The organism is Nocardia amamiensis NBRC 102102 (genome assembly GCF_001612745.1).
Taxonomy (GTDB): domain Bacteria; phylum Actinomycetota; class Actinomycetes; order Mycobacteriales; family Mycobacteriaceae; genus Nocardia; species Nocardia amamiensis.
This window is the reverse complement of sequence record NZ_BDBA01000232.1, coordinates 1-18,156: the sequence shown is the minus strand read 5'-3', so window position 1 is coordinate 18,156 and position 18,156 is coordinate 1. Positions and strand designations below refer to the sequence as shown.

The window sequence follows — 18,156 nt, the reverse complement described above, 5'->3', positions numbered from 1 at the left end:
GGCCAGCAACGCCGAGCCGCGCACCAGCACGGTGACCTCGGCGCCGAGCGCGGCCAGCCAGGTGGCCGCCTCGCAGGCCACCACGCCACCGCCGATGACGGCGACCCGGTGCGGGACTTCGTGCAGATTGGTGACGTCGCGGGAGGTCCAGGGCAGCGCGGCGCGCAGGCCGGGCACGTCGGGGACATTGGCGATGGTGCCGGTAGCCAGCACCACGGCGTGCCTGGCACGCAGCCGCCGTCCGTCGACGTCGACCAAGCGCTCCCCGGCCAGGCTCCCGGTGCCGCGCACGACGTCGATCCGATTGTCCTTCGCCCAATCGACCTGCGCGGAGTCGTCGTGGTCGTGCACGAACGCGTCACGTCGTCGCAGGATCGCCTCGACGTCCGGGCCGTTCGCCGCGACACCGGGCATCGCCCGCGCGGCCGCCAGCACATGGCCCGGCCGCAGCAGGGCCTTGCTCGGGACGCAGGCCCAATAGGAACATTCGCCGCCGACGAGTTCGCGTTCCACGATGGCGGCCGTGCGGTCACTGCCCGCGATGGCATAGGCGGCGGCGTTCTCGCCCGCCGGACCGCCACCGATCACAATGACGTCGTATTCCGTCGCTGTGCTGGACATGGCCATGGCTACTGCAGGTAACCCTCGACCTGCGAGACGGAATTGGGCTGGACGGCATCCGCGGACTCGCCGAGGCCGATCCGCGCCCTGCGGTGCCGCAGCAGGTCCCACGCCTGATCCAGCATCACTTCGAGTTCGGCCAAACGCTGGCGTTCGGTCTTCGGGTCCAGCTCGCCCCGGGTGGCCTGCGAGCGCAGCTCATGCTCCTGATCGACCAGCTTCTTGATGCGCGCCAAGATGTCCTGTTCGCTCATGCGGACAATGCTACGGGCCGGGCCAGGCACTCGGCGGCGATCGGGACGGCGGTCACCAGATCCGGCCAGGACAGCGCGGTGTAGCCGAGGGCGACGCCGAAGTGATCGCGGCGGGAGCCGAGATGATGCCTGGCCAGCCCGTCGAGCGCGACGCCGTGACGCTGCCCGGTCGCGATAACGCGCTCTTCGGCGTCGGCCGAGTCCACCGGAACGACGACATGCGAACCGGCGTCGTCGCCGATCACATCGAGCCCGCGCCTGCGCAGCTCGGTCACCACCAGCGCGCGCCGCGGCGGCACGGCGCGGCGCAACCTGCGCAGGTGCCTGGCCAGATCGCCGTGCGCGGCCAAGGCCGCCAGCACCTGCTGACCCGCCGGGCTCGGGCTGGTGCCGGTGTGCTCCCGGTGGTCGAGCACGGCCTCGGCGATCTCCGGTGCGGCCAGCAGCCAGCCGACGCCGAAGCCGGGGGACAGGATCTTGCTCGTCGTGCCCAAGTGCACGACCACATCGGGAGCCATGGTGGCGAGCAAGGGCAGCGGAGCGGTGTCGTACCGCAGTTCACCGTCGTAGTCGTCCTCGATGACGACGATTCCGGTCCGTCGTGCGTGCTCGATCAGCTCGACCCTGCGGGCCGCGGGCATTCGCGCGCCGAGCGGAAACTGGTGTGCCGGAGTGCAATACACCGCCTTGATCCCCGGTGGCAACAGATCGACGCACAGGCCCTGCGCGTCCACCGGAACGGGCAGCACATCGACCCCTGCCGCCGCGAACGCGCCCGCGGCCCGCTGATAACCCGGGTCTTCCATGGCGACGGCATCGCCGGGGCGCAGCAGGGCCGCCGCCAATTCGCCGACGGCTGAACTGGTTCCGGCGGTCGCCAGCAGTGTGGTGCAGCTGCCCGCGTCGAGCCCACGGTGACGCAGCAGGTGCTCGGTGACCGCCGTGCGGAATTCCGGTTCACCCGCGCGGTCTTTGCGTACCAGCGGTGGGTGGTCGGCGGCGGCCCGCCAGGCGCGGCGCCACGCGGCCGGATCGATGGCCTCGATACACGGAGCGCCGGGGGCGAGGTCGATCAGGTCCGATGCGACGTCCGTGCGGTGGGACGCGGCAGCGGGTGCGGGCGCCGCAGCCGGAGCGGTGGTCAGATACGTGCCGGAACCACGCTTGCCGCTGATCCAGCCTTCCGCGTGCAGTTGATCGTAGGCGGCGGCCACCACAGTGCGGCTGACGCGGAGCCGATCGGCCAGCGCGCGGGTGGACGGCAGCCGGTCGCCGCCACGTAATGGTCCGTTGGTCGCTGCATGCCGTAGCTGGTCGGCGATCTGCACCGACAGCGGTTCCGGCAGATCGCGATCCAGCTCGAGTGGAAGGTCGTCCAGCACGGTTCCTCCTCGAAATGGACTGCCGACATTCTGCTGAATTGGCACTTTGATAATGCCATTCCTGGCCCGATCGTGGGTATATGACCGAATCAGCACGGACTCCGCTCTCTCCGACACCACGCAGCACCCCGACCCGGCTGAAGGACCGCGCACGAAGCGATCGCGCCGATCTGGATGCCGTGCTCGACGCCGGGCTGGTCTGCCACTTGGGTGTGCTGCTCGGCGGCACGCCGGTCGTGCTGCCGACCATCTACGGACGCGATGGCGACACGCTCTACGTGCACGGCTCGACCGGCGCCGCGAGCCTGCGCGCGGCGATAGCCCACGACATCTCGGTGGCGGTGACCTTGGTCGACGGCGTGGTCTACGCGCGGTCGGCCATGCACTTCTCGATGAACTACCGCTCCGCCGTCGTACTCGGTCGCGCCGTCGAGGTGACCGGCCACGACGAATGCCTGCACGGACTGCGCGTCATCGTCGAACACGCCGCGCCCGGCGCGTGGTCGCGCGTGCGCCCGCCGAACAAGAAGGAACTCGCCGCGACGAAAGTGCTGGCCCTCGACCTCACCGAAGCGTCGGTGAAGGTCCGCGCGGGCGGCCCGATCGATGACGCGGCGGATATCGAGGCGGGCGGTGTGTGGGCCGGTGTGCTTCCGCTACGCCAGGTGTGGGATGCGCCGATCGAGTCGGAGGATCTGTCCCCGGGCATCGCCGTCCCCGACGATGTCCTCCGGCGGCGCGAATCGAGCTCGGTCCTGATCCACTGACCGGCCTGCCGCCCCGAATCCGCGAAATGCGCACCGCCCTGATACCGCTGGCGACGCCGTTCGACTCTTCGTATTCGCTTGTGGCCATGAGGTCGGATGGGAAACCTCATGGCCACAGGCGAATACCGAGTAAGGGATGATTCAGAACACGAATGGGTCGCCATACCCCGTCGTTTGCGCGACGCCGTTCCTGGCGTCCGCGCGGACGGTGATGAATGGCATCGCCGATACCGGAGAGAGGCATCCGTTGACATTCAGCGCGGTATTGCTGTGCGCGAATGTGAAGGGAGACTCCGAGTCCTCGTCGAGCTCTGCCTCGGCGACCACAGTCGCGGTCACACCCCCTGGCAACAGATTCACTGTGAGCTCACCACCGAGTTCCCCGTTGCCCGCGAAGGTGAGCTCGTTGGCAACGGTAAGTGCGATCACGCCCTGATTGTCGATGGTGAGAGCGGCTGCGGGCGAGATGGCGACTTCGCCTCCGCCTGCCGCGGCGATGGACACCGAGATGCCATCGGAAATGTCCACCGCGCAGCCGACCAGATATCCGGCGACGATCCCCCCGCTACGCAGCGCCGAAGTGCCGTCGAAGACGGCCGAGAAATTTCCGGAAACCTTGACCGCGTGCGCGAACGGAACTCCCATTGCCAGACCGACGCCGGTGGGCAGGACCTGATTGCTATCCACCGACGCGACGACATGTAGCCCGCCGGACCTGACCTCCCCGGGTTCCGCGTCGGCCGCGGTAACAGCACCGATGGCGGTCAGCATCACCGCGGTGATCGCGGCCAGAGTACGCGAATGCTTGCGGTTCATCATGCTCCAGTCGAGTAGCTGTCGGAATCGAACTTCGGAGGCAAACAGCAGTCGCACACCAAGATCGCCGCAGACTTCTGCTCGGCGTGTGCGGCCGAAACCTTACCTGGAGGCGCAGCTCAGGGGCCGGAATTGGGCCCGGCGCGGCGAGTCGATCGACGCAACCGGCGTTCGGTGCGTGGCGGCATCGCGGGCAGGAGTGTGCACCATAGCAAGTCGTGTGCTGACCCGGCGAGTGTTCCGGAGGCGAGTCTCACCACGCGCGCGCCCGCAGCCCGGCCGAGGCCGCGGCCGTGCGCACGGCCAGCTCGCGTAGCGCCGCCGCGGATTCGATGCGATCCGGGTCCAGGCTCACCAGACTCAGCACGTAGTCGTCGCCGACGCGGCACAGGTAGCCGGAGAGCCGCGTTCGCGGTAGTCGCGCGGCGGTCAAGCCAGGGTGGATGGCGCGTGCGGCAACGCCCGTGCAGCGATGCGGACCGAGCGCGCGCAGGGAGGTGGGCAGCGTTCCGATGTTGGAGCACAGGATGTCTCGCTCGCCTGCACCCTTGGACAGGGTGTAGGCCCAGCGGTCCGGGATGACCTGGAGCAGTTCTTCGGGCATGCCGCCCGGCGCGGACATGCGGTGTTCGTATGCCGAACGGGCCAGTGCGCGGATGGTCGCGGAGGTGTCGGCTCGACCGATCGCGATCTGGGTCATGGCGAGGTCGTTGTCCACGCGTGGCTCGGCGCGGGTGTCGACCGGAAGACTGGCTTCGATCGTCTCGGCGGGAAACCCGCTGTTCCACAGCATGGTCGCGACGAGGTGGATGAACAGGCTGTTGGCTGTGCCGCCCTGTCGTGTGGCGGCGCGATCCCATTCCGAAGCGGGACATTGCAGGATCGCGCTGTGGGTCATCGTTCCGGAGGCGGTGCGCGGCCTCTCATCCCGGAGCGGGGCGGATGGCTGTCGCGGCATGCCGTGCCGCAACGCCGCGGCAGTGCCGCGCAGGACAGTCGACCATTGGTGCCAGGCGTCGTGCCAATCCGATTCCCGCGCAGCGGCATTCAACCTCGGTGCGTGCTCGCCGCCCAGCGCGTCGTCCACGGCCAGCGCCAGCGCGCGTCCGTCGGCCAACGCGTGGGAGCACGTGAGCGAGACGACGGAACCACCGTCGTCCAGCGCGGCGGTCGCAAGTCGCCATCCGGGACCGCATTCCGGATCGAGACCGTAGCCCTGCGCGTCGGCCCAGTCGAGCAGTTCCGCGACGGGAAGGATGCCTGCGGCGCGAGCGATCGGATACGCGCGGACATTCGGTTGCCAGGATCGGCGAGCACCTGGCACACGCGGCCGAGTCACCCTGCGTCCCAAGGGACCCGCACGCAGCGCGTTGTGCACTCGCGCCAGCAGTGAGTGGTCCACCCGGTCGGCTGTCCGCCACAGGCCTTGCAGCGCGATCGGCGTGCCCAGCCCGCGGTGGGTGCGCAGAAAGATCTCGTCGACGACACTCAGCCGGGTCATCGGAGTCAGGCGCGACCGCCGTGCCTGCCCGCGCCCGCCGCGAAGCGCTGCGCGCCCTCCAGGGCGCCGCCTGCCAGTGCCGTCAGGCCGTGCCGGAACTCGTTGCGCAGCGCGGACTCTTCGCTCATCCCGTCCTGCTCGAGCAGCGACATCCGGTCCGAGCGCAGACACGTCTGCGGCAGCGCGGCCAGTTCCTCGGCGAGCTCCTCCGCTGCCCGGCGTGCTTCGCCGGTGGGCACCACCCGGTTCACCAGACCTATCTGCAGCGCCTCCTCGGCACCGACCGCTCGCCCGGTGAGTATCAGGTCCGTGGCCCGGCCGGTGCCGACGATGCGCGGCAGCCGGATGGTGCCGCCGTCGATGAGCGGGACGCCCCAGCGGCGGCAGAACACGCCGAACGTGCTGTCCTGCTCGGCGACCCGCAGGTCGCACCACAGCGCCAGTTCCAGCCCGCCTGCCACCGCATAGCCGGAAACGGCGGCGATCACCGGCTTGGACAGTCGCATGCGCGTCGGCCCCATCGGGCCGTCGCCGTCCTCGGTGGCCTGGTTGGAGCGCTCGGTGCCGAGTGCCTTCAGATCGGCGCCCGCACAGAACGTGCCGCCGTCGCCCCACAGCACGGCGACCGACGCGTCGGGGTCGGCGTCGAACTCGCGGAACGCGTCGGCCAGCGCAGCGGCGGTCGGCCCGTCGACCGCGTTGCGTGCCTCGGGGCGGTGCAGGATCACGGTTGTCACCGGTCCATTGCGTTCGATCAGTACCGTCACGAGGTCGACCATACGCCGTAAAAGCGCCCTTGTGTGAAGAAATGAATTCGTGCTTCACTTCTTGTGTGGCCTACCGCAGAACCCCCGCCGTGCAGGCCCGCCTGGACGCGCAGGCGGGGCTGATCGTGCAAGCCGCGACCAAGGTGCTGTCTCGCGGCGGATATGCCGCGCTGTCCATGGCCGCGGTCGCGGCCGAGGCAGGCGTGGCCACCGGCACCGTCTACAAGAACTTCGACGGCAAGGCCGCCCTGGTGCGCGCGGTCTTCCGCACGGTGGTCGCCCGCGAGGTCGCCGCGGTGGCCGCCGCCGGTGCGCACGGAACCGCGCTCGAACGGGTGACCGCGGCGGTGGAGACCTTCGCCGGTCGTGCGCTGAAGAACCCGAACCTGGCCTACGTGCTGCTCGCCGAGCCGGTCGACGCCAACGTCGACAGCGAACGCCTGCACTTCCGGCGCGCCTTCGCCGAGACATTCGAATCAGCGGTGGCCGAGGGTGTTTCGCGGGGAGAACTCCCGCCGCAGGACCCGAGAATCAGCGCGGCGGCCTTGGTCGGCGCGATCGGCGAGGTGCTCGTCGGCCCGCTCGCCGACGCGCCGCACGGGGAATTCGTCGTCCCCGAACTCATCGCTTTCGCGATACGCGCGCTGGGCGTGCGCGATAACCCGGGCGCCGTAGGCGCTCGGCTGGAATCAGGAGTGTCAGATGCAGACGCATGAAGTCTTCAACCAGGTGCCCGACATCGTGCCGTTCGACGTCGCGCGCAACCCGGCGCTGATCGAGGGCTTGCACCGGGAAGGCGCGGGCTGGGCCGAACCCGAGGTGCGCGAACTGGGCGCGCTCGCAGGCGGGGCCGAGGCGCAGGAGTGGGGCAGACTGGCCAACGAGTACCCGCCGGTGCTGCGCACCCACGACCGGTACGGCAACCGCATCGACGAGGTCGAGTTCCATCCGCACTGGCACGACCTGATGCGCGTCGCCGTCGCGCACGGCCTGCACGGCGCGCCCTGGCTGGACGACCGGCCGGGCGCACACGTGGCGCGGGCGGCGAAGTTCTACACCTGGGGTATGGCCGACGCGGGCCACATGTGCCCGATCTCGATGACCTACGCGGTGGTGCCCGCACTGCGGCACAACCGGGAGCTGGCGGCGAAATACGAACCGCTGCTCGGCTCCCGCGTCTACGAGTTCGGCCTGCGTGAGCCGTCCGCCAAGGCCGGACTCATCGCGGGCATGTCGATGACCGAGAAGCAGGGCGGCTCCGACGTCCGCGCCAACACCACCACCGCGACACCGCAGCCGGACGGCTCGTACCGGATCGTCGGGCACAAGTGGTTCACCTCCGCGCCCATGTCCGACATGTTCCTCACGCTGGCGCAGGCGCCCGCAGGCCTGTCCTGCTTCCTGCTGCCCCGGGTGCTGCCGGACGGCACCCGCAACCCCATCCGCATCCAGCGGCTCAAGGACAAGCTGGGCAACAAGTCCAACGCCTCCTCCGAGATCGAGTACGAGAACGCCACCGGCTGGCTGGTCGGCCAGGAGGGTGCCGGCGTCAAGACCATCATCGAGATGGTGAACATGACCAGGCTCGACTGCGTCATCGGCTCGGCCACCGGCATGCGCGCGGGCACGGTCTACGCGGTGCATCACGCGCGGCACCGGGAAGCCTTCGGCGCCAAGCTGATCGACCAGCCCGCCATGCGCAACGTGCTGGCCGACCTGGTGATCGAGTCCGACGCCGCGACAACGGTGATGATGCGATTGGCCGGGGCCACCGACCGGGCCACGCAGGACCCGGCCGAGGCGGCGCTGCGGCGCATCGCGTTGGCGGTCACCAAGTACTGGGTCTGCAAGCGGGCGCCCTCGCACGCAGCCGAGGCGCTGGAATGCCTGGGCGGCAATGGATATGCCGAGGAATCCGGCATGCCGCGGCTGTATCGCGAGGCGCCGCTGATGTCCATCTGGGAAGGCTCGGGCAACGTCGCCGCGCTGGATGCGCTGCGGGCCATGGGCCGTCAGCCGGAGACCGTAGAGGCTTACTTCAACGAAGTGTCGCTGGCAAAGGGCGAGAACCCCCGGCTGGACGACGCGATCGCCCGCGTCGGCAAGGAGCTCTCGGATCTCAACGAGATCGAATACCGCGCGCGCCGCGTGGTGGAGCTGATGGCACTGGTGCTGCAAGGGGCGCAACTGGTCCGGCACGGCCACCCCGCGGTCGCCGACGCCTTCTGCGCCACCCGGCTGGGTGACGACTGGGGCATCGCGTTCGGCACGCTGCCCACCGGAGTGGACACCGGCGCCATCGTCGAGCGCGCGTTCGTCTGACGCGCCGCTTCCCCGCTGCGGGACCTGCTGCTGATCGGTGGACCTTGCTGGTCCGGAGACTCGAGCAGCGCTGCACAACTCATGCGAGTGGCATCAGCACGCGTTCGACCAACGCCGTGTCACAGTGCTCGACCACTTCGCGCAGCTTTCCTTCGGCGACACGGAAGATGAAGCAGTAGATCTGGTCGTAGGTTTCGCCGCGGGTGGTCACGGCGTGCGCGCGGGCCTGCACCACGACGCGGTCACCCTCGGCGACGATCACGTCAGCGGCACTGCGGTACTCGCTGAACTGGGCCATCAGCGGACGCAGGAGTTGGTGCAACACCGCGCTTTTCGGTTCCCACGTGCCGCTCCAGGACCACTCGCCGGGAAACACCCAGCGGAAGTCGTCGGCCATGGCGTCGCTCAGCGCGCGAGTATTGCCGAGGGCCATCTGCTGGAAGATGTCCTCGAGCAGCTTCTTGTTCTCGATCGGGGTCGTGTCGATTGTTCGCTCACTCATGCCGCCGACGCTATGGGCCATATATTCATGCGACAAGCGAGAGTCCGACATGCTTGGTATGAGTAATCCGTATGAGTGAGTTCACTGTCGTCGGCCTGCGCGTAGTACGGGAGGCGGCCATCTGCGGGTCGTTCTCCACGGCCGCGGAGAACCTCGGTTACACGCAGTCCGCGGTGTCGAGGCAGATCGCACTGATGGAGCGGGCGGCCGGGCGCGCGCTGTTCGAGCGGCACGCCCGCGGCGTCCAACCCACCGACGCGGGGCGCATCGTGGTGCGGCACGCCGAGATAGTGCTGGGCGAGCTGGAGAACGCCCGGCACAATATCCGCCACCTGCAGGCCCGCCCGCCGGGCCGGTTACGGGTCGGCGCGTTCTCGACCGCGATGGCCGGGCTCGTGCCGCAGGCGATCGCCACCCTGGTCGGCGACCAGCGTGCGCGAATATCGCTGCGGGAGGGGCTCAGTCCCCGATTGCTCACCGACGTCGCCCGGGAACGACTCGACCTGGCGGTAGTGACCGCGCCAGAGGCTCCGCCTCCGGGAGTGGAGATCGAACCTCTACTCGACGATCCGCTGCTCGTGACGCTCGCGCCCACACACCCCCTCGCGGGCGCCACCAGCGCCACTCCCGCGATGCTGCGCGAGGAACGATGGATCGCCGGAAGCCAAGAGCCCGGCTCCACGCTGCTCGGCGCATGGAGCGAGCCGGGATGGGAACCGGATATCGCGTTCGTCGCCCGCGACTGGTTCGCCAAACTCGGCCTCGTCGCCGCGGGGCTCGGTGTCACCGTGATCCCCGGCATCGCCGTTCCCGTAGTGCCACCGACCATCGCGCTCCTCCGCATCGACCATCCGTCCGCGGTCCGCCGGACTTTTCTCGCCCACCGCCGTGATCGTGGCACCTCCGCACTCCGGCAGGCGTTCGCCGAGGCGCTGCGCGACCACGTGGCCGTGCTGGCCGCCCAGGTACGTCAACGTCTTCGCTAGTCGTGCGCGAGATCCGGTCGGCGGACCGGCCAGGCAGTTGGAGCGGCGGTAGTGTGGCGCAGTCAGCGGTTCGCGCGGTACCAGCGGATCAGCGCGTCCGTAGAGGAATCATCCTGTGGTTCGGGGTCTTCCGCTGCGGTGAGCAGCGGGGCCAGCGCGAGCGCCTGCTGCTTGCCGAGTTCGACGCCCCACTGGTCGAAGCTATCGATGCCCCAGATGGCGCCTTCCACGAAGACTTGGTGCTCGTAGAGGGCGATCAGCTGCCCGGCGACCGACGGGGTGAGTTGCGGGGCCAGAATGGCGGTGGACGGACGATTGCCCGGCATCACCTTGTGCGGAACCAGCCTCGGGTCGGTCCCCTCGGCGGCGATCTCCTCGGCGGTCTTGCCGAAGGCGAGCACCTTGGTCTGCGCGAACAGATTGCTCATCAGCACGTCGTGCATGCTGCCGGTGCCGTCGATCGTCGCCAGGTCGGCGGTGGGCCGCGCGAAACCGATGAAGTCGGCCGGGATGAGCCGCGTGCCCTGATGCAGCAGCTGGTAGAAGGCGTGCTGGCCGTTGGTGCCCGGTTCGCCCCAGAAGATCTCGCCCGTGGAGGTGGTGACCGGGGTGCCGTCGGCGTGCACCGACTTGCCGTTGGACTCCATCGTCAGCTGTTGCAGGTAGGCGGGGAATCGGGCCAGATCATTCGAATACGGCAGCACGGCATGCGACTGCGCGCCGAAGAAGTTCGAGTACCAGACGCCGAGCAGGCCGAGCAGCACGGGCGCGTTCTCCTCCAGTGGCGCTGTGGCGAAATGCCGGTCCACAGTGTGCATTCCGGCGAGGAATTCCGCGAAGCGCTCCTTGCCGACGGTCGCCATCACCGAGAGCCCGATCGCCGAGTCCACCGAGTAGCGGCCGCCTACCCAGTCCCAGAAACCGAACATGTTGGCGGTGTCGATGCCGAAACGCGCCACCCGCTCGGCGTTGGTCGAGACCGCGACGAAATGCTTGGCGACGGCGTCCTCGCCGAGCGCGGCAACCAGCCAGCGCCGGGCCGCCGTCGCGTTGGTCAGCGTCTCCAGGGTGGAGAACGTCTTGGACGCGACGATGAACAGTGTGGTGGCCGGATCCAGCCCGTCGAGCTTCGCGAGCAGATCCGCCGGATCGACGTTGGAGACGAACCGCGCGCCGATGCCCGCGTCGGCGTAGTGGCGCAGCGCCTGATGCACCATCACCGGACCCAGATCCGACCCGCCGATGCCGATGTTCACCACGGTCTTGATGCGCTCGCCGGTCGCGCCGCGCCAGGCGCCGGAGCGCAGGGAGTCGGTGAACTCGCCCATCCGGCGCAGCACCTCGTGCACCTCGGCGCCCGCGTCGGCGCCGTCGATGATCCGGCTCTCGCCCTCCGGCAGCCGCAGCGCGATGTGGCCGACCGCGCGGTCCTCGGAGGTGTTGATGTGCTCGCCGCGATACATCGCGTCCCGGCGCTCCGGCACGCCCGCTTCCCGCGCCAATTCCACAAGCAGATGCAGGGTTTCCCTGGTCACGCGGTGCTTGCTGTAGTCGATGTGCAGGTCTCCCACCTGGACGGTCAGCTCGCTGCCCCGGGCCGGGTCCTCGGCGAAGAACTCCCTGAGGTGTCGTCCGGCGATGGCGCTGTGGTGATCGTGCAGTTTCCGCCATGCCGCGGTCGCGGTGATGTCGCTGCTCACGTTCGCCGAGACTACAAGCAGGCACGGCGGTGCGCACGGGACGTCCGCGGAGAGTCTGTCCAGCGCCACCGGAGGTGATCGCGCTGCGTGCCGATCCATGCGGCTGGTTCACTTCGGTCCGGCCCGGCGCGGGCTTACGCTGGCTGCATGGTGTCCGAACGTGAACTTCTCGACTCCGTACCCACTCGGCTGTGGATCGGCGGACCTGTCGACGCCACCGGCGCAGGCACTTTTCCGGTGCACAATCCGGCCACCGGGGAGGTGCTGACGCAGGTCGCGGACGCGACGCCGGAGGACGCGCTGCGCGCCCTCGACGCCGCCGTCGCGGTGCAGCAGGAATGGGCGGCCACATCGGCGCGCGAGCGGGGCGAGATCCTGCGAAAGGTGTTCGAGCGGATCACCGCCCGTGCGGAGGAATTCGCGCTGCTGATGACCCTGGAGATGGGCAAGGCGCTGCCGGAGAGCCGCAACGAGGTGCGCTACGGCGCCGAATTCTTCCGCTGGTTCAGCGAGGAGGCGGTCCGGGTGCACGGGCGTTATCTGCACGCGCCGTCCGGCACCGGGCGGATCATGGTGCACAAGCAACCGGTCGGTCCCTGCCTGGCCATCACGCCGTGGAACTTTCCGCTGGCGATGGGCACGCGCAAGATCGGCCCGGCGCTGGCGGCCGGCTGCACGATGATCGTCAAGCCCGCCTCCGCGACGCCGCTGACCATGCTGCTGCTGGCCCAGTTGTGCAGCGAGGCCGGTCTGCCCGCCGGCGTGCTGTCGGTGCTCACCACCAGCCGCTCCAGCGCCGTGACCCAGCCCCTGCTGGACGATCCCCGGCTGCGCAAGCTGACCTTCACCGGCTCCACCGAAGTCGGCAGGAAGCTGGTGGAGAAGTCCGCGAACCGGTTGCTGCGCACCTCCATGGAACTCGGCGGGAACGCGCCGTTCGTGGTGTTCGACGACGCCGACGTCGACGCGGCCGTGCAGGGCGCGATGCTGGCCAAGCTGCGCAACGGCGGCGAGGCGTGCACCGCGGCCAACCGTTTCCACGTGCAGAACGGCGTCCGAGCGGAGTTCACCGCGAAACTGGTCGAGGCGATGTCCGGCCAGGTGCGGCTCGGGCCGGGCACCGATCCCGACACAACACTCGGTCCGCTGATCAACGAGGATCAACTCGAGACGGTCGGCGAACTGGTGGACGATGCCGTCGCGGCGGGCGCGCAGGTACTGATCGGCGGCAAAGCGCCCGGCGGCCCCGGCTGGTTCTACCCGGCCACCATCCTCGCCGACGTCCCCCCGCAGGCCAGGATTCTCCGTGAGGAAGTGTTCGGCCCGGTGGCCCCGATCATCGGCTTCGAGACCGAGGAGGAGGGACTCGCCGCCGCCAACGACACCGAATTCGGTTTGGTCAGCTACGTCTACACCCGCGACCTCGATCGAGCGCTCCGGATCGCCGAAGGCCTCGAATCCGGCATGGTGGGCGTCAATCGCGGCGTCATCTCCGACCCCGCCGCCCCCTTCGGCGGCGTCAAGTCGTCCGGCTTCGGCCGGGAGGGCGGCACCGAGGGGATCGAGGAGTATTTGTCCACCAAGTACATCGCCCTTACCTGAGGCTTGTGCTGGGGTGGTCAGCCGAATCGGCTGACCACCCCGTAGTTACGGCCGGCTTTCGAGTTCGGCGTCGACGTCGGCGTCCGAGGCGATCGCGACGCCGGATTTCGCGGCCAGCCTGGTCAGCGTGATCTGAGTTCGGATGACCTCACGATGTGTCTGGTACATGATCTCGCTGTAGTTGATCTCGATGTCGGTGACGCGACTTTCCAAGGCCGTCACTCGTGGTTCGAGATTCATCGTGATTCCCCCTTCGCCAGGCCCCGCGGGCTGATCAATGCGGGCGAAGCCTATCCCAGACCACCGACAGACACACCGGATCCGGACATGAAACGACCGCCCCGGGGTGTGCCCACCCGGGGCGGCCTTATGGTGCGACGGTCTTGCGAGCGCGCCGCGTAGTTGTCAGTGGCCGAGGCGACCGCGGCCGAGACGAAGCAGCAGCATGGCGAGGGTGTGGCCTTCCTGGCCGAGTTCGCTGAAGCGCTCCAGCACCTTCATTTCCCGACTGTGCACCAGGCGCGGCCCGCCCGACGCCATCCGCGTCCGGCCGATGATCCGGGAGATCTCCGTCCGGCGCTTGATCGCGGCGAGGATCTCGGCGTCGAGACGGTCGATCTCCTTGCGGAGCTTGTCGATCTCGGCCTCGGTCTGCGGCAGCGCGGAATCGGACCCGGTCGTCGTGGCAGGGGTGCTCATCATTCATCTCCTCGTGTCAGAACGTGGATCGGACCGTGCGCTCGGCTCGTTACCGATCGGTTCTTTCACCGTGAAACAGACCTGGTGGGGCCTTGCATTATCCCCCCAGACGGTGCGCTCAGGCATAGGCTCCGCGATCCCGGCATCCGGCAGGTAACCGAAGCGGCGGTATCGGGGGAGCGCTGAGCATTCCGCCAGTCTGCCACGGGCTGGAAGGTATGCAAAACAACTACATTTGTGAATCGCGCGAGAAGCCCAGGTCGTTTCGCCGCGGCTTCCCAGCAGTGGGGGCCATCGCGTTTGCGGGCCGGTGTCGAACGGAAACCGAAGCCCCAGGGGCTTCAGGTCTGTCGGTGCCCGCCGGTAGCGTGGATGGGCGATGGACATCACGGTGGCTCCCAAGACGCAGACGGGTCGGGTCGTGCACCCGGATCCGACATCGAAACCGCTGGTCGGCAGGAACGACGCGGAGCGGCCGCAGCATGCCCCCGTGCCGCAGCCGCCGCTCTCGGACGCCGAGCGCGAACAGCAACGGGTTGAGCGCGAGCAGCGCCGTGCCGAGGAGGCCGAGCGGCTGCTCGACGGATTGAACCCGCAGCAGTGCGCGGCGGTCGTGCACACCGGCTCGCCCCTGCTGATCGTGGCGGGCGCGGGTTCGGGCAAGACGGCCGTGCTCACCCGGCGCATCGCCTACCTGCTCGCCGCGCGTGGCGTGACCCCCGGCCAGGTGCTCGCGATCACCTTCACCAACAAGGCTGCCGCGGAGATGCGGGAGCGGGTGAGCGGGCTGGTCGGCCCGCGGGCGAACGCCATGTGGGTGTCCACATTCCACTCCAGCTGCGTCCGGATCCTGCGTACCCAGGCGGCGCTGCTGCCCGGCCTGAATTCGAATTTCTCGATCTACGACGCCGACGATTCCCGGCGCCTGCTCACCATGATCAGCCGCGATCTGGATATCGACGTCAAGAAGTACTCGGCGCGCCTGCTGGCAACCGCGATCTCGAATCTGAAGAACGAGCTCATCGATCCGGCCAGGGCCACCGCGGACGCCGAATCCGACGATGCCGAGTTGCCCGGCCTGGTGGCCAGGGTCTACACCGAATACCAGCGCAGGCTGCGTTCGGCGAACGCGCTGGACTTCGACGACCTGATCGGTGAGACCGTGGGGCTGCTGCAGAACCACCCACAGGTCGCCGAGTACTACCGCCGCCGTTTCCGGCACGTCCTGGTGGACGAGTACCAGGACACCAACCACGCGCAGTACGTCCTGGTGCGTGAGCTGGTCGGCCACCATGAGGACGACGGAGAAGACCGGCCGCCCGACCGTGTCCCGCCGAGCGAACTGTGCGTGGTGGGCGACGCCGACCAGTCCATCTACGCCTTCCGTGGCGCGACCATCCGCAATATCGAGGAGTTCGAACGCGATTTCCCCGATGCCGAAACCATCCTCTTGGAGCAGAACTACCGCTCCACGCAGCACATCCTCTCCGCCGCCAACGCGGTGATCTCCCGCAACGAGAACCGGCGCGAGAAGAAGCTGTGGACCGATTCCGGCGAGGGCGATCTGATCACCGGCTACGTCGCCGACAACGAGCACGATGAGGCGTCGTTCGTGGCGCGCGAGATCGACCGGCTGGTCGACCAGGGCGAAGCCAACTACGGCGACGTCGCGGTGTTCTACCGGACCAACAACAACTCGCGCGCGCTGGAAGAGATCTTCATCCGAATGGGGCTGCCTTACAAGGTGGTCGGCGGTGTCCGCTTCTACGAGCGCAAAGAGGTGCGCGACATCGTCGCCTACCTGCGCGTGCTGGAGAACCCGGAGGACGCGGTGAGCGTGCGCCGCATCCTCAACACGCCCCGCCGCGGCATCGGCGACCGAGCCGAGGCGTGTGTGGCGGTGCACGCCGAACAGCGTGGGATCGGTTTCGCCGCCGCCTTGCGCGACGCCGCGGACGGGAAGGTGGCGCTGCTGAACACCCGCTCGCAGCGGGCCATCGCGGGTTTCCTCGACCTGCTCGACGAGATCCGTGCGGCAGGCGAACGCGCGGAGTCCGACTTTCCCGATGTGGGCAATGTCGTCGAGGCGGTGCTCGAGCGCACCGGGTATCGCGCCGAACTCGAGGCGTCCGACGATCCACAAGACGGCGCGCGACTCGACAACCTCAACGAATTGGTCAGCGTCGCACGGGAATTCAGTTCCGAGGCGCACAACAACGCGGAGGCGGCCCGGCAGGAGGGCCTGGTGCCCGAAGCGGGCGAAGGCGAGCCGGACCCGGGTTCGCTCGCCGCGTTCCTGGAGCGGGTGTCGCTGGTGGCCGACACCGACCAGATTCCGGACGAGGGCTCCGGCGTCGTCACGATGATGACGTTGCATACGGCCAAAGGCTTGGAGTTCCCCGTGGTGTTCGTGACCGGTTGGGAGGACGGACAGTTCCCGCACATGCGGGCGCTCGGCGATCCGACCGAGCTGGCCGAGGAGCGCAGGCTCGCCTACGTCGGCATCACCAGAGCAAGACGGCGCCTGTATCTGACGCGAGCGGTGGTCCGCTCCGGGTGGGGCCAGCCGGTTTCCAATCCGGAATCGCGCTTCCTGCAAGAGATTCCGGGACATCTCATCGATTGGCGCCGCCTCGAGCCGGCCGGATCGCCCGCGACAAGGGGTATCCGGCGGCGCGGCGGTGACGACGACGGGCTGGAACGAGACTGGACGCGAGGCGACGGCTGGTCGGAGCCACGGCCGGGCTTGCGGGACCGGGGGCCGCGCAGGCCCGCGCCCGGCGGCGCGACACGCAACAACACGAATCTGGTGCTCGCCGTGGGCGATCGGGTCAGTGACGACAAATACGGTCTCGGCCGCGTGATCGCCGCCGAGGGCTTCGGACCGCTGGCCACCGTGACGATCGATTTCGGCACCGCTGGCAAGATCCGGCTGATCCCGCAGTACAGCCGAACGCTGGTCAAGCTCTGAGCGTGCGGGCCGCGCCCAGTGCGGGCCGGTCCGTGCGACCGGGCCTTTCGACCCTGCCCCTGGTCACGCCGCGCCGGTAGGGTCCGCGGCATGACGGTCGCGCAGCACATCCTGTGGTTTCTGCCCATGCTGTGGCTCGGCATGGTGCTGGCCATCTCGTTCCTGGAGGCGCCGTTGAAGTTCCGCGCCCCCGGCGTGACGCTGCCGCTCGGTCTCGGCATCGGTCGCTTGGTGTTTCGCGCGCTGAACGCCGTCGAGGCCGCGCTGGCCACGCTGCTGGTGCTCGCCGCACTGATCGTGGCGCCAGGCCCGGCCATCTGGTCCTGGCTCGGCGTCGCCGTGGCGCTGCTCGCCATCCAGATCCTGGTGGTGCGCTCGCCACTGACCCGCCGCGCCGACCGCGTTCTGGCAGGCGAGAACCTGCCGCGTTCGCACGCCCACTACTGGTACATCGGCTTGGAGGTCGCCAAAGTGATCGCGTTGCTCGGCCTCGGGATCGCTGCCGCGCCGTAAGGGTCTGTGTCACACGCGATTCGGACAGCACTGACCGAGAAACCCGTGTGCGGGTCCGCCAGGCGGGTCGCTCAGTCGCGCATCCGCCCGAGGCCGATGCCGCGGGTGGCCAGCCAGGGAACCGGGTCTACCTTGTCGACGCCGTTCAACCAGACTTCGAAGTGGCAGTGCGGTCCGGTGGAGAACCCGCGGTTGCCCATCGTGGCAATCTGGTCGCCGGCGAGCACGCGCTGGCCCTGCGAGACCGTGGCGGTGTCGATGTGACCGTAGATGGTGACGGTGCCGTCGTCGTGGAGCAGGCGGACCCACATACCGAAGCCTGCGGCGGGGCCCGCCTCGATCACGGTGCCGTCGGCAACCGCGTAGATCGGGGTGCCGATCGGGCCCGCGATGTCGATGCCGAGGTGCTGCACACCCCAGCGGGCGCCGAATCCGGAGGTGAAGTTGCCCGCGGCGAAGAACTTGTGGAACAGCGGGCGAAGTTTCGCGGACTCCTGCGCGGCGAGATCCTCCGCGTACTTCTGGCCCTTCTGCAGGATGTCGTTGAACTGGTCCAGGTGGGCGGGCGCCGAAACGTTGAGCACCTGCGGCGATTCCGGCGAGGCGCTCGGGTCGGCCACGTTCATCGACTGAGCGGCGATCTCGTGGATCTGCCCCGCGGCTTCGTAGTCGACGGTCTGCGACGGCTGCTCGGACGAGGCGAACGCGGCCTGTCCGGCGGCGACGACCGCACCAGCGGCGACGGCGGCGACC

At 68.8% G+C, this 18,156-nt stretch carries 18 protein-coding genes; 7 read left to right on the top strand and 11 right to left on the bottom strand.

Translation table 11 applies throughout. The features are described from left to right. The 3 genes from NA4_RS32490 to pdxR form a co-directional block, all read right to left on the bottom strand. A partial coding sequence (locus tag NA4_RS32490) for an FAD-dependent oxidoreductase (RefSeq protein WP_169811160.1) occupies window positions 1-621 on the bottom strand: 621 nt, incomplete at its 3' end. Between the two features lie 8 nt (window positions 622-629). Continuing rightward, window positions 630-875 carry a DUF2630 family protein gene (locus tag NA4_RS32485; RefSeq protein WP_067478962.1) on the bottom strand — a complete coding sequence of 82 codons (246 nt, stop codon included), beginning with the start codon at window positions 873-875 and terminating at the stop codon, window positions 630-632. Next, on the bottom strand, window positions 872-2,257 hold the full coding sequence (pdxR, locus tag NA4_RS32480) for a MocR-like pyridoxine biosynthesis transcription factor PdxR (RefSeq protein ID WP_067478960.1): 1,386 nt from the start codon (window positions 2,255-2,257) through the stop codon (window positions 872-874). The genes NA4_RS32485 and pdxR overlap by 4 nt, the downstream gene beginning before the upstream one ends. A gap of 80 nt (window positions 2,258-2,337) precedes the next feature. Between pdxR and NA4_RS32475 the strand changes: the two genes are divergently transcribed. Beyond that, entirely contained in the window at window positions 2,338-3,024 is a 687-nt protein-coding gene (locus tag NA4_RS32475; protein ID WP_067478958.1) for a pyridoxamine 5'-phosphate oxidase family protein, read from the top strand. A 141-nt stretch (window positions 3,025-3,165) separates the two neighbouring features. Here NA4_RS32475 and NA4_RS32470 read toward each other — a convergent pair whose 3' ends face one another. The 3 genes from NA4_RS32470 to NA4_RS32460 all read right to left on the bottom strand — a co-directional run bounded on the left by NA4_RS32470 (window position 3,166) and on the right by NA4_RS32460 (window position 6,120). Continuing rightward, window positions 3,166-3,843 (bottom strand): MspA family porin, encoded by a 678-nt coding sequence (locus NA4_RS32470; protein ID WP_067478956.1) that lies wholly within the window; start codon window positions 3,841-3,843, stop codon window positions 3,166-3,168. A 250-nt stretch (window positions 3,844-4,093) separates the two neighbouring features. After that, window positions 4,094-5,341, bottom strand: a complete 1,248-nt coding sequence (locus NA4_RS32465; RefSeq protein WP_067478953.1) for a hypothetical protein — start codon at window positions 5,339-5,341, stop codon at window positions 4,094-4,096. Between the two features lie 5 nt (window positions 5,342-5,346). Next, window positions 5,347-6,120 carry a crotonase/enoyl-CoA hydratase family protein gene (locus NA4_RS32460; RefSeq protein ID WP_067478950.1) on the bottom strand — a complete coding sequence of 258 codons (774 nt, stop codon included), beginning with the start codon at window positions 6,118-6,120 and terminating at the stop codon, window positions 5,347-5,349. Between the two features lie 53 nt (window positions 6,121-6,173). Here NA4_RS32460 and NA4_RS32455 point away from each other — a divergent pair, with 53 nt between their 5' ends. Together NA4_RS32455 and NA4_RS32450 are read left to right on the top strand one after the other, a co-directional pair. Next, window positions 6,174-6,824 carry a TetR/AcrR family transcriptional regulator gene (locus NA4_RS32455; protein WP_067478947.1) on the top strand — a complete coding sequence of 217 codons (651 nt, stop codon included), beginning with the start codon at window positions 6,174-6,176 and terminating at the stop codon, window positions 6,822-6,824. Continuing rightward, window positions 6,811-8,430: an acyl-CoA dehydrogenase family protein gene (locus NA4_RS32450; RefSeq protein WP_067478944.1), complete on the top strand. Its 1,620-nt coding sequence runs from the start codon at window positions 6,811-6,813 to the stop codon at window positions 8,428-8,430. The genes NA4_RS32455 and NA4_RS32450 overlap by 14 nt, the downstream gene beginning before the upstream one ends. A gap of 79 nt (window positions 8,431-8,509) precedes the next feature. Here the strand turns inward: NA4_RS32450 and NA4_RS32445 are convergent, their stop codons facing one another. After that, the gene (locus NA4_RS32445) at window positions 8,510-8,932 is read right to left on the bottom strand and encodes a nuclear transport factor 2 family protein (RefSeq protein ID WP_067478940.1); all 423 of its coding nucleotides are present in this window, start codon (window positions 8,930-8,932) and stop codon (window positions 8,510-8,512) included. 71 nt (window positions 8,933-9,003) lie between these two features. Here NA4_RS32445 and NA4_RS32440 point away from each other — a divergent pair, with 71 nt between their 5' ends. Continuing rightward, window positions 9,004-9,918 carry a LysR family transcriptional regulator gene (locus NA4_RS32440; RefSeq protein WP_067478937.1) on the top strand — a complete coding sequence of 305 codons (915 nt, stop codon included), beginning with the start codon at window positions 9,004-9,006 and terminating at the stop codon, window positions 9,916-9,918. A gap of 62 nt (window positions 9,919-9,980) precedes the next feature. On the opposite strand, the gene pgi is transcribed toward NA4_RS32440, so the two are convergent. Beyond that, a complete protein-coding gene (gene pgi / locus NA4_RS32435; RefSeq protein ID WP_067478966.1) occupies window positions 9,981-11,618 on the bottom strand; it encodes a glucose-6-phosphate isomerase in 1,638 nt (545 codons plus the stop codon). Window positions 11,619-11,765: 147 nt separating this feature from the next. On the opposite strand from pgi, the gene NA4_RS32430 reads away from it, so the two are divergent. Beyond that, the gene (locus tag NA4_RS32430) at window positions 11,766-13,220 is read left to right on the top strand and encodes an NAD-dependent succinate-semialdehyde dehydrogenase (protein ID WP_067478934.1); all 1,455 of its coding nucleotides are present in this window, start codon (window positions 11,766-11,768) and stop codon (window positions 13,218-13,220) included. 45 nt (window positions 13,221-13,265) lie between these two features. Here the strand turns inward: NA4_RS32430 and NA4_RS32425 are convergent, their stop codons facing one another. Beyond that, window positions 13,266-13,460 carry a hypothetical protein gene (locus NA4_RS32425; protein WP_067478930.1) on the bottom strand — a complete coding sequence of 65 codons (195 nt, stop codon included), beginning with the start codon at window positions 13,458-13,460 and terminating at the stop codon, window positions 13,266-13,268. 165 nt (window positions 13,461-13,625) lie between these two features. After that, complete coding sequence (locus NA4_RS32420; protein WP_067478964.1) at window positions 13,626-13,919, bottom strand: chorismate mutase; 294 nt, start codon at window positions 13,917-13,919, stop codon at window positions 13,626-13,628. A gap of 379 nt (window positions 13,920-14,298) precedes the next feature. Here NA4_RS32420 and pcrA point away from each other — a divergent pair, with 379 nt between their 5' ends. Then, window positions 14,299-16,890, top strand: a complete 2,592-nt coding sequence (gene pcrA / locus NA4_RS32415) for a DNA helicase PcrA (RefSeq protein ID WP_067478928.1) — start codon at window positions 14,299-14,301, stop codon at window positions 16,888-16,890. A 90-nt stretch (window positions 16,891-16,980) separates the two neighbouring features. Next, window positions 16,981-17,403, top strand: coding sequence for a hypothetical protein (locus tag NA4_RS32410; protein WP_067478925.1), 423 nt, complete (start codon window positions 16,981-16,983; stop codon window positions 17,401-17,403). 71 nt (window positions 17,404-17,474) lie between these two features. Here NA4_RS32410 and NA4_RS32405 read toward each other — a convergent pair. After that, a partial coding sequence (locus NA4_RS32405; RefSeq protein ID WP_157129435.1) for a M23 family metallopeptidase occupies window positions 17,475-18,156 on the bottom strand: 682 nt, incomplete at its 5' end.

Coding starts and splice junctions, on each gene's coding strand:
- NA4_RS32485 (WP_067478962.1), bottom strand. CDS start 875: ATGAGCGAACAGGACATCTTGGCGCGCATCAAGAAGCTGGTCGATCAG.
- pcrA (WP_067478928.1), top strand. CDS start 14,299: ATGGACATCACGGTGGCTCCCAAGACGCAGACGGGTCGGGTCGTGCAC.
- NA4_RS32410 (WP_067478925.1), top strand. CDS start 16,981: ATGACGGTCGCGCAGCACATCCTGTGGTTTCTGCCCATGCTGTGGCTC.
- NA4_RS32445 (WP_067478940.1), bottom strand. CDS start 8,932: ATGAGTGAGCGAACAATCGACACGACCCCGATCGAGAACAAGAAGCTG.
- NA4_RS32440 (WP_067478937.1), top strand. CDS start 9,004: ATGAGTGAGTTCACTGTCGTCGGCCTGCGCGTAGTACGGGAGGCGGCC.
- NA4_RS32475 (WP_067478958.1), top strand. CDS start 2,338: ATGACCGAATCAGCACGGACTCCGCTCTCTCCGACACCACGCAGCACC.
- NA4_RS32470 (WP_067478956.1), bottom strand. CDS start 3,843: ATGATGAACCGCAAGCATTCGCGTACTCTGGCCGCGATCACCGCGGTG.
- NA4_RS32420 (WP_067478964.1), bottom strand. CDS start 13,919: ATGAGCACCCCTGCCACGACGACCGGGTCCGATTCCGCGCTGCCGCAG.
- NA4_RS32450 (WP_067478944.1), top strand. CDS start 6,811: ATGCAGACGCATGAAGTCTTCAACCAGGTGCCCGACATCGTGCCGTTC.
- NA4_RS32465 (WP_067478953.1), bottom strand. CDS start 5,341: ATGACCCGGCTGAGTGTCGTCGACGAGATCTTTCTGCGCACCCACCGC.
- NA4_RS32425 (WP_067478930.1), bottom strand. CDS start 13,460: ATGAATCTCGAACCACGAGTGACGGCCTTGGAAAGTCGCGTCACCGAC.
- NA4_RS32430 (WP_067478934.1), top strand. CDS start 11,766: ATGGTGTCCGAACGTGAACTTCTCGACTCCGTACCCACTCGGCTGTGG.
- NA4_RS32460 (WP_067478950.1), bottom strand. CDS start 6,120: ATGGTCGACCTCGTGACGGTACTGATCGAACGCAATGGACCGGTGACA.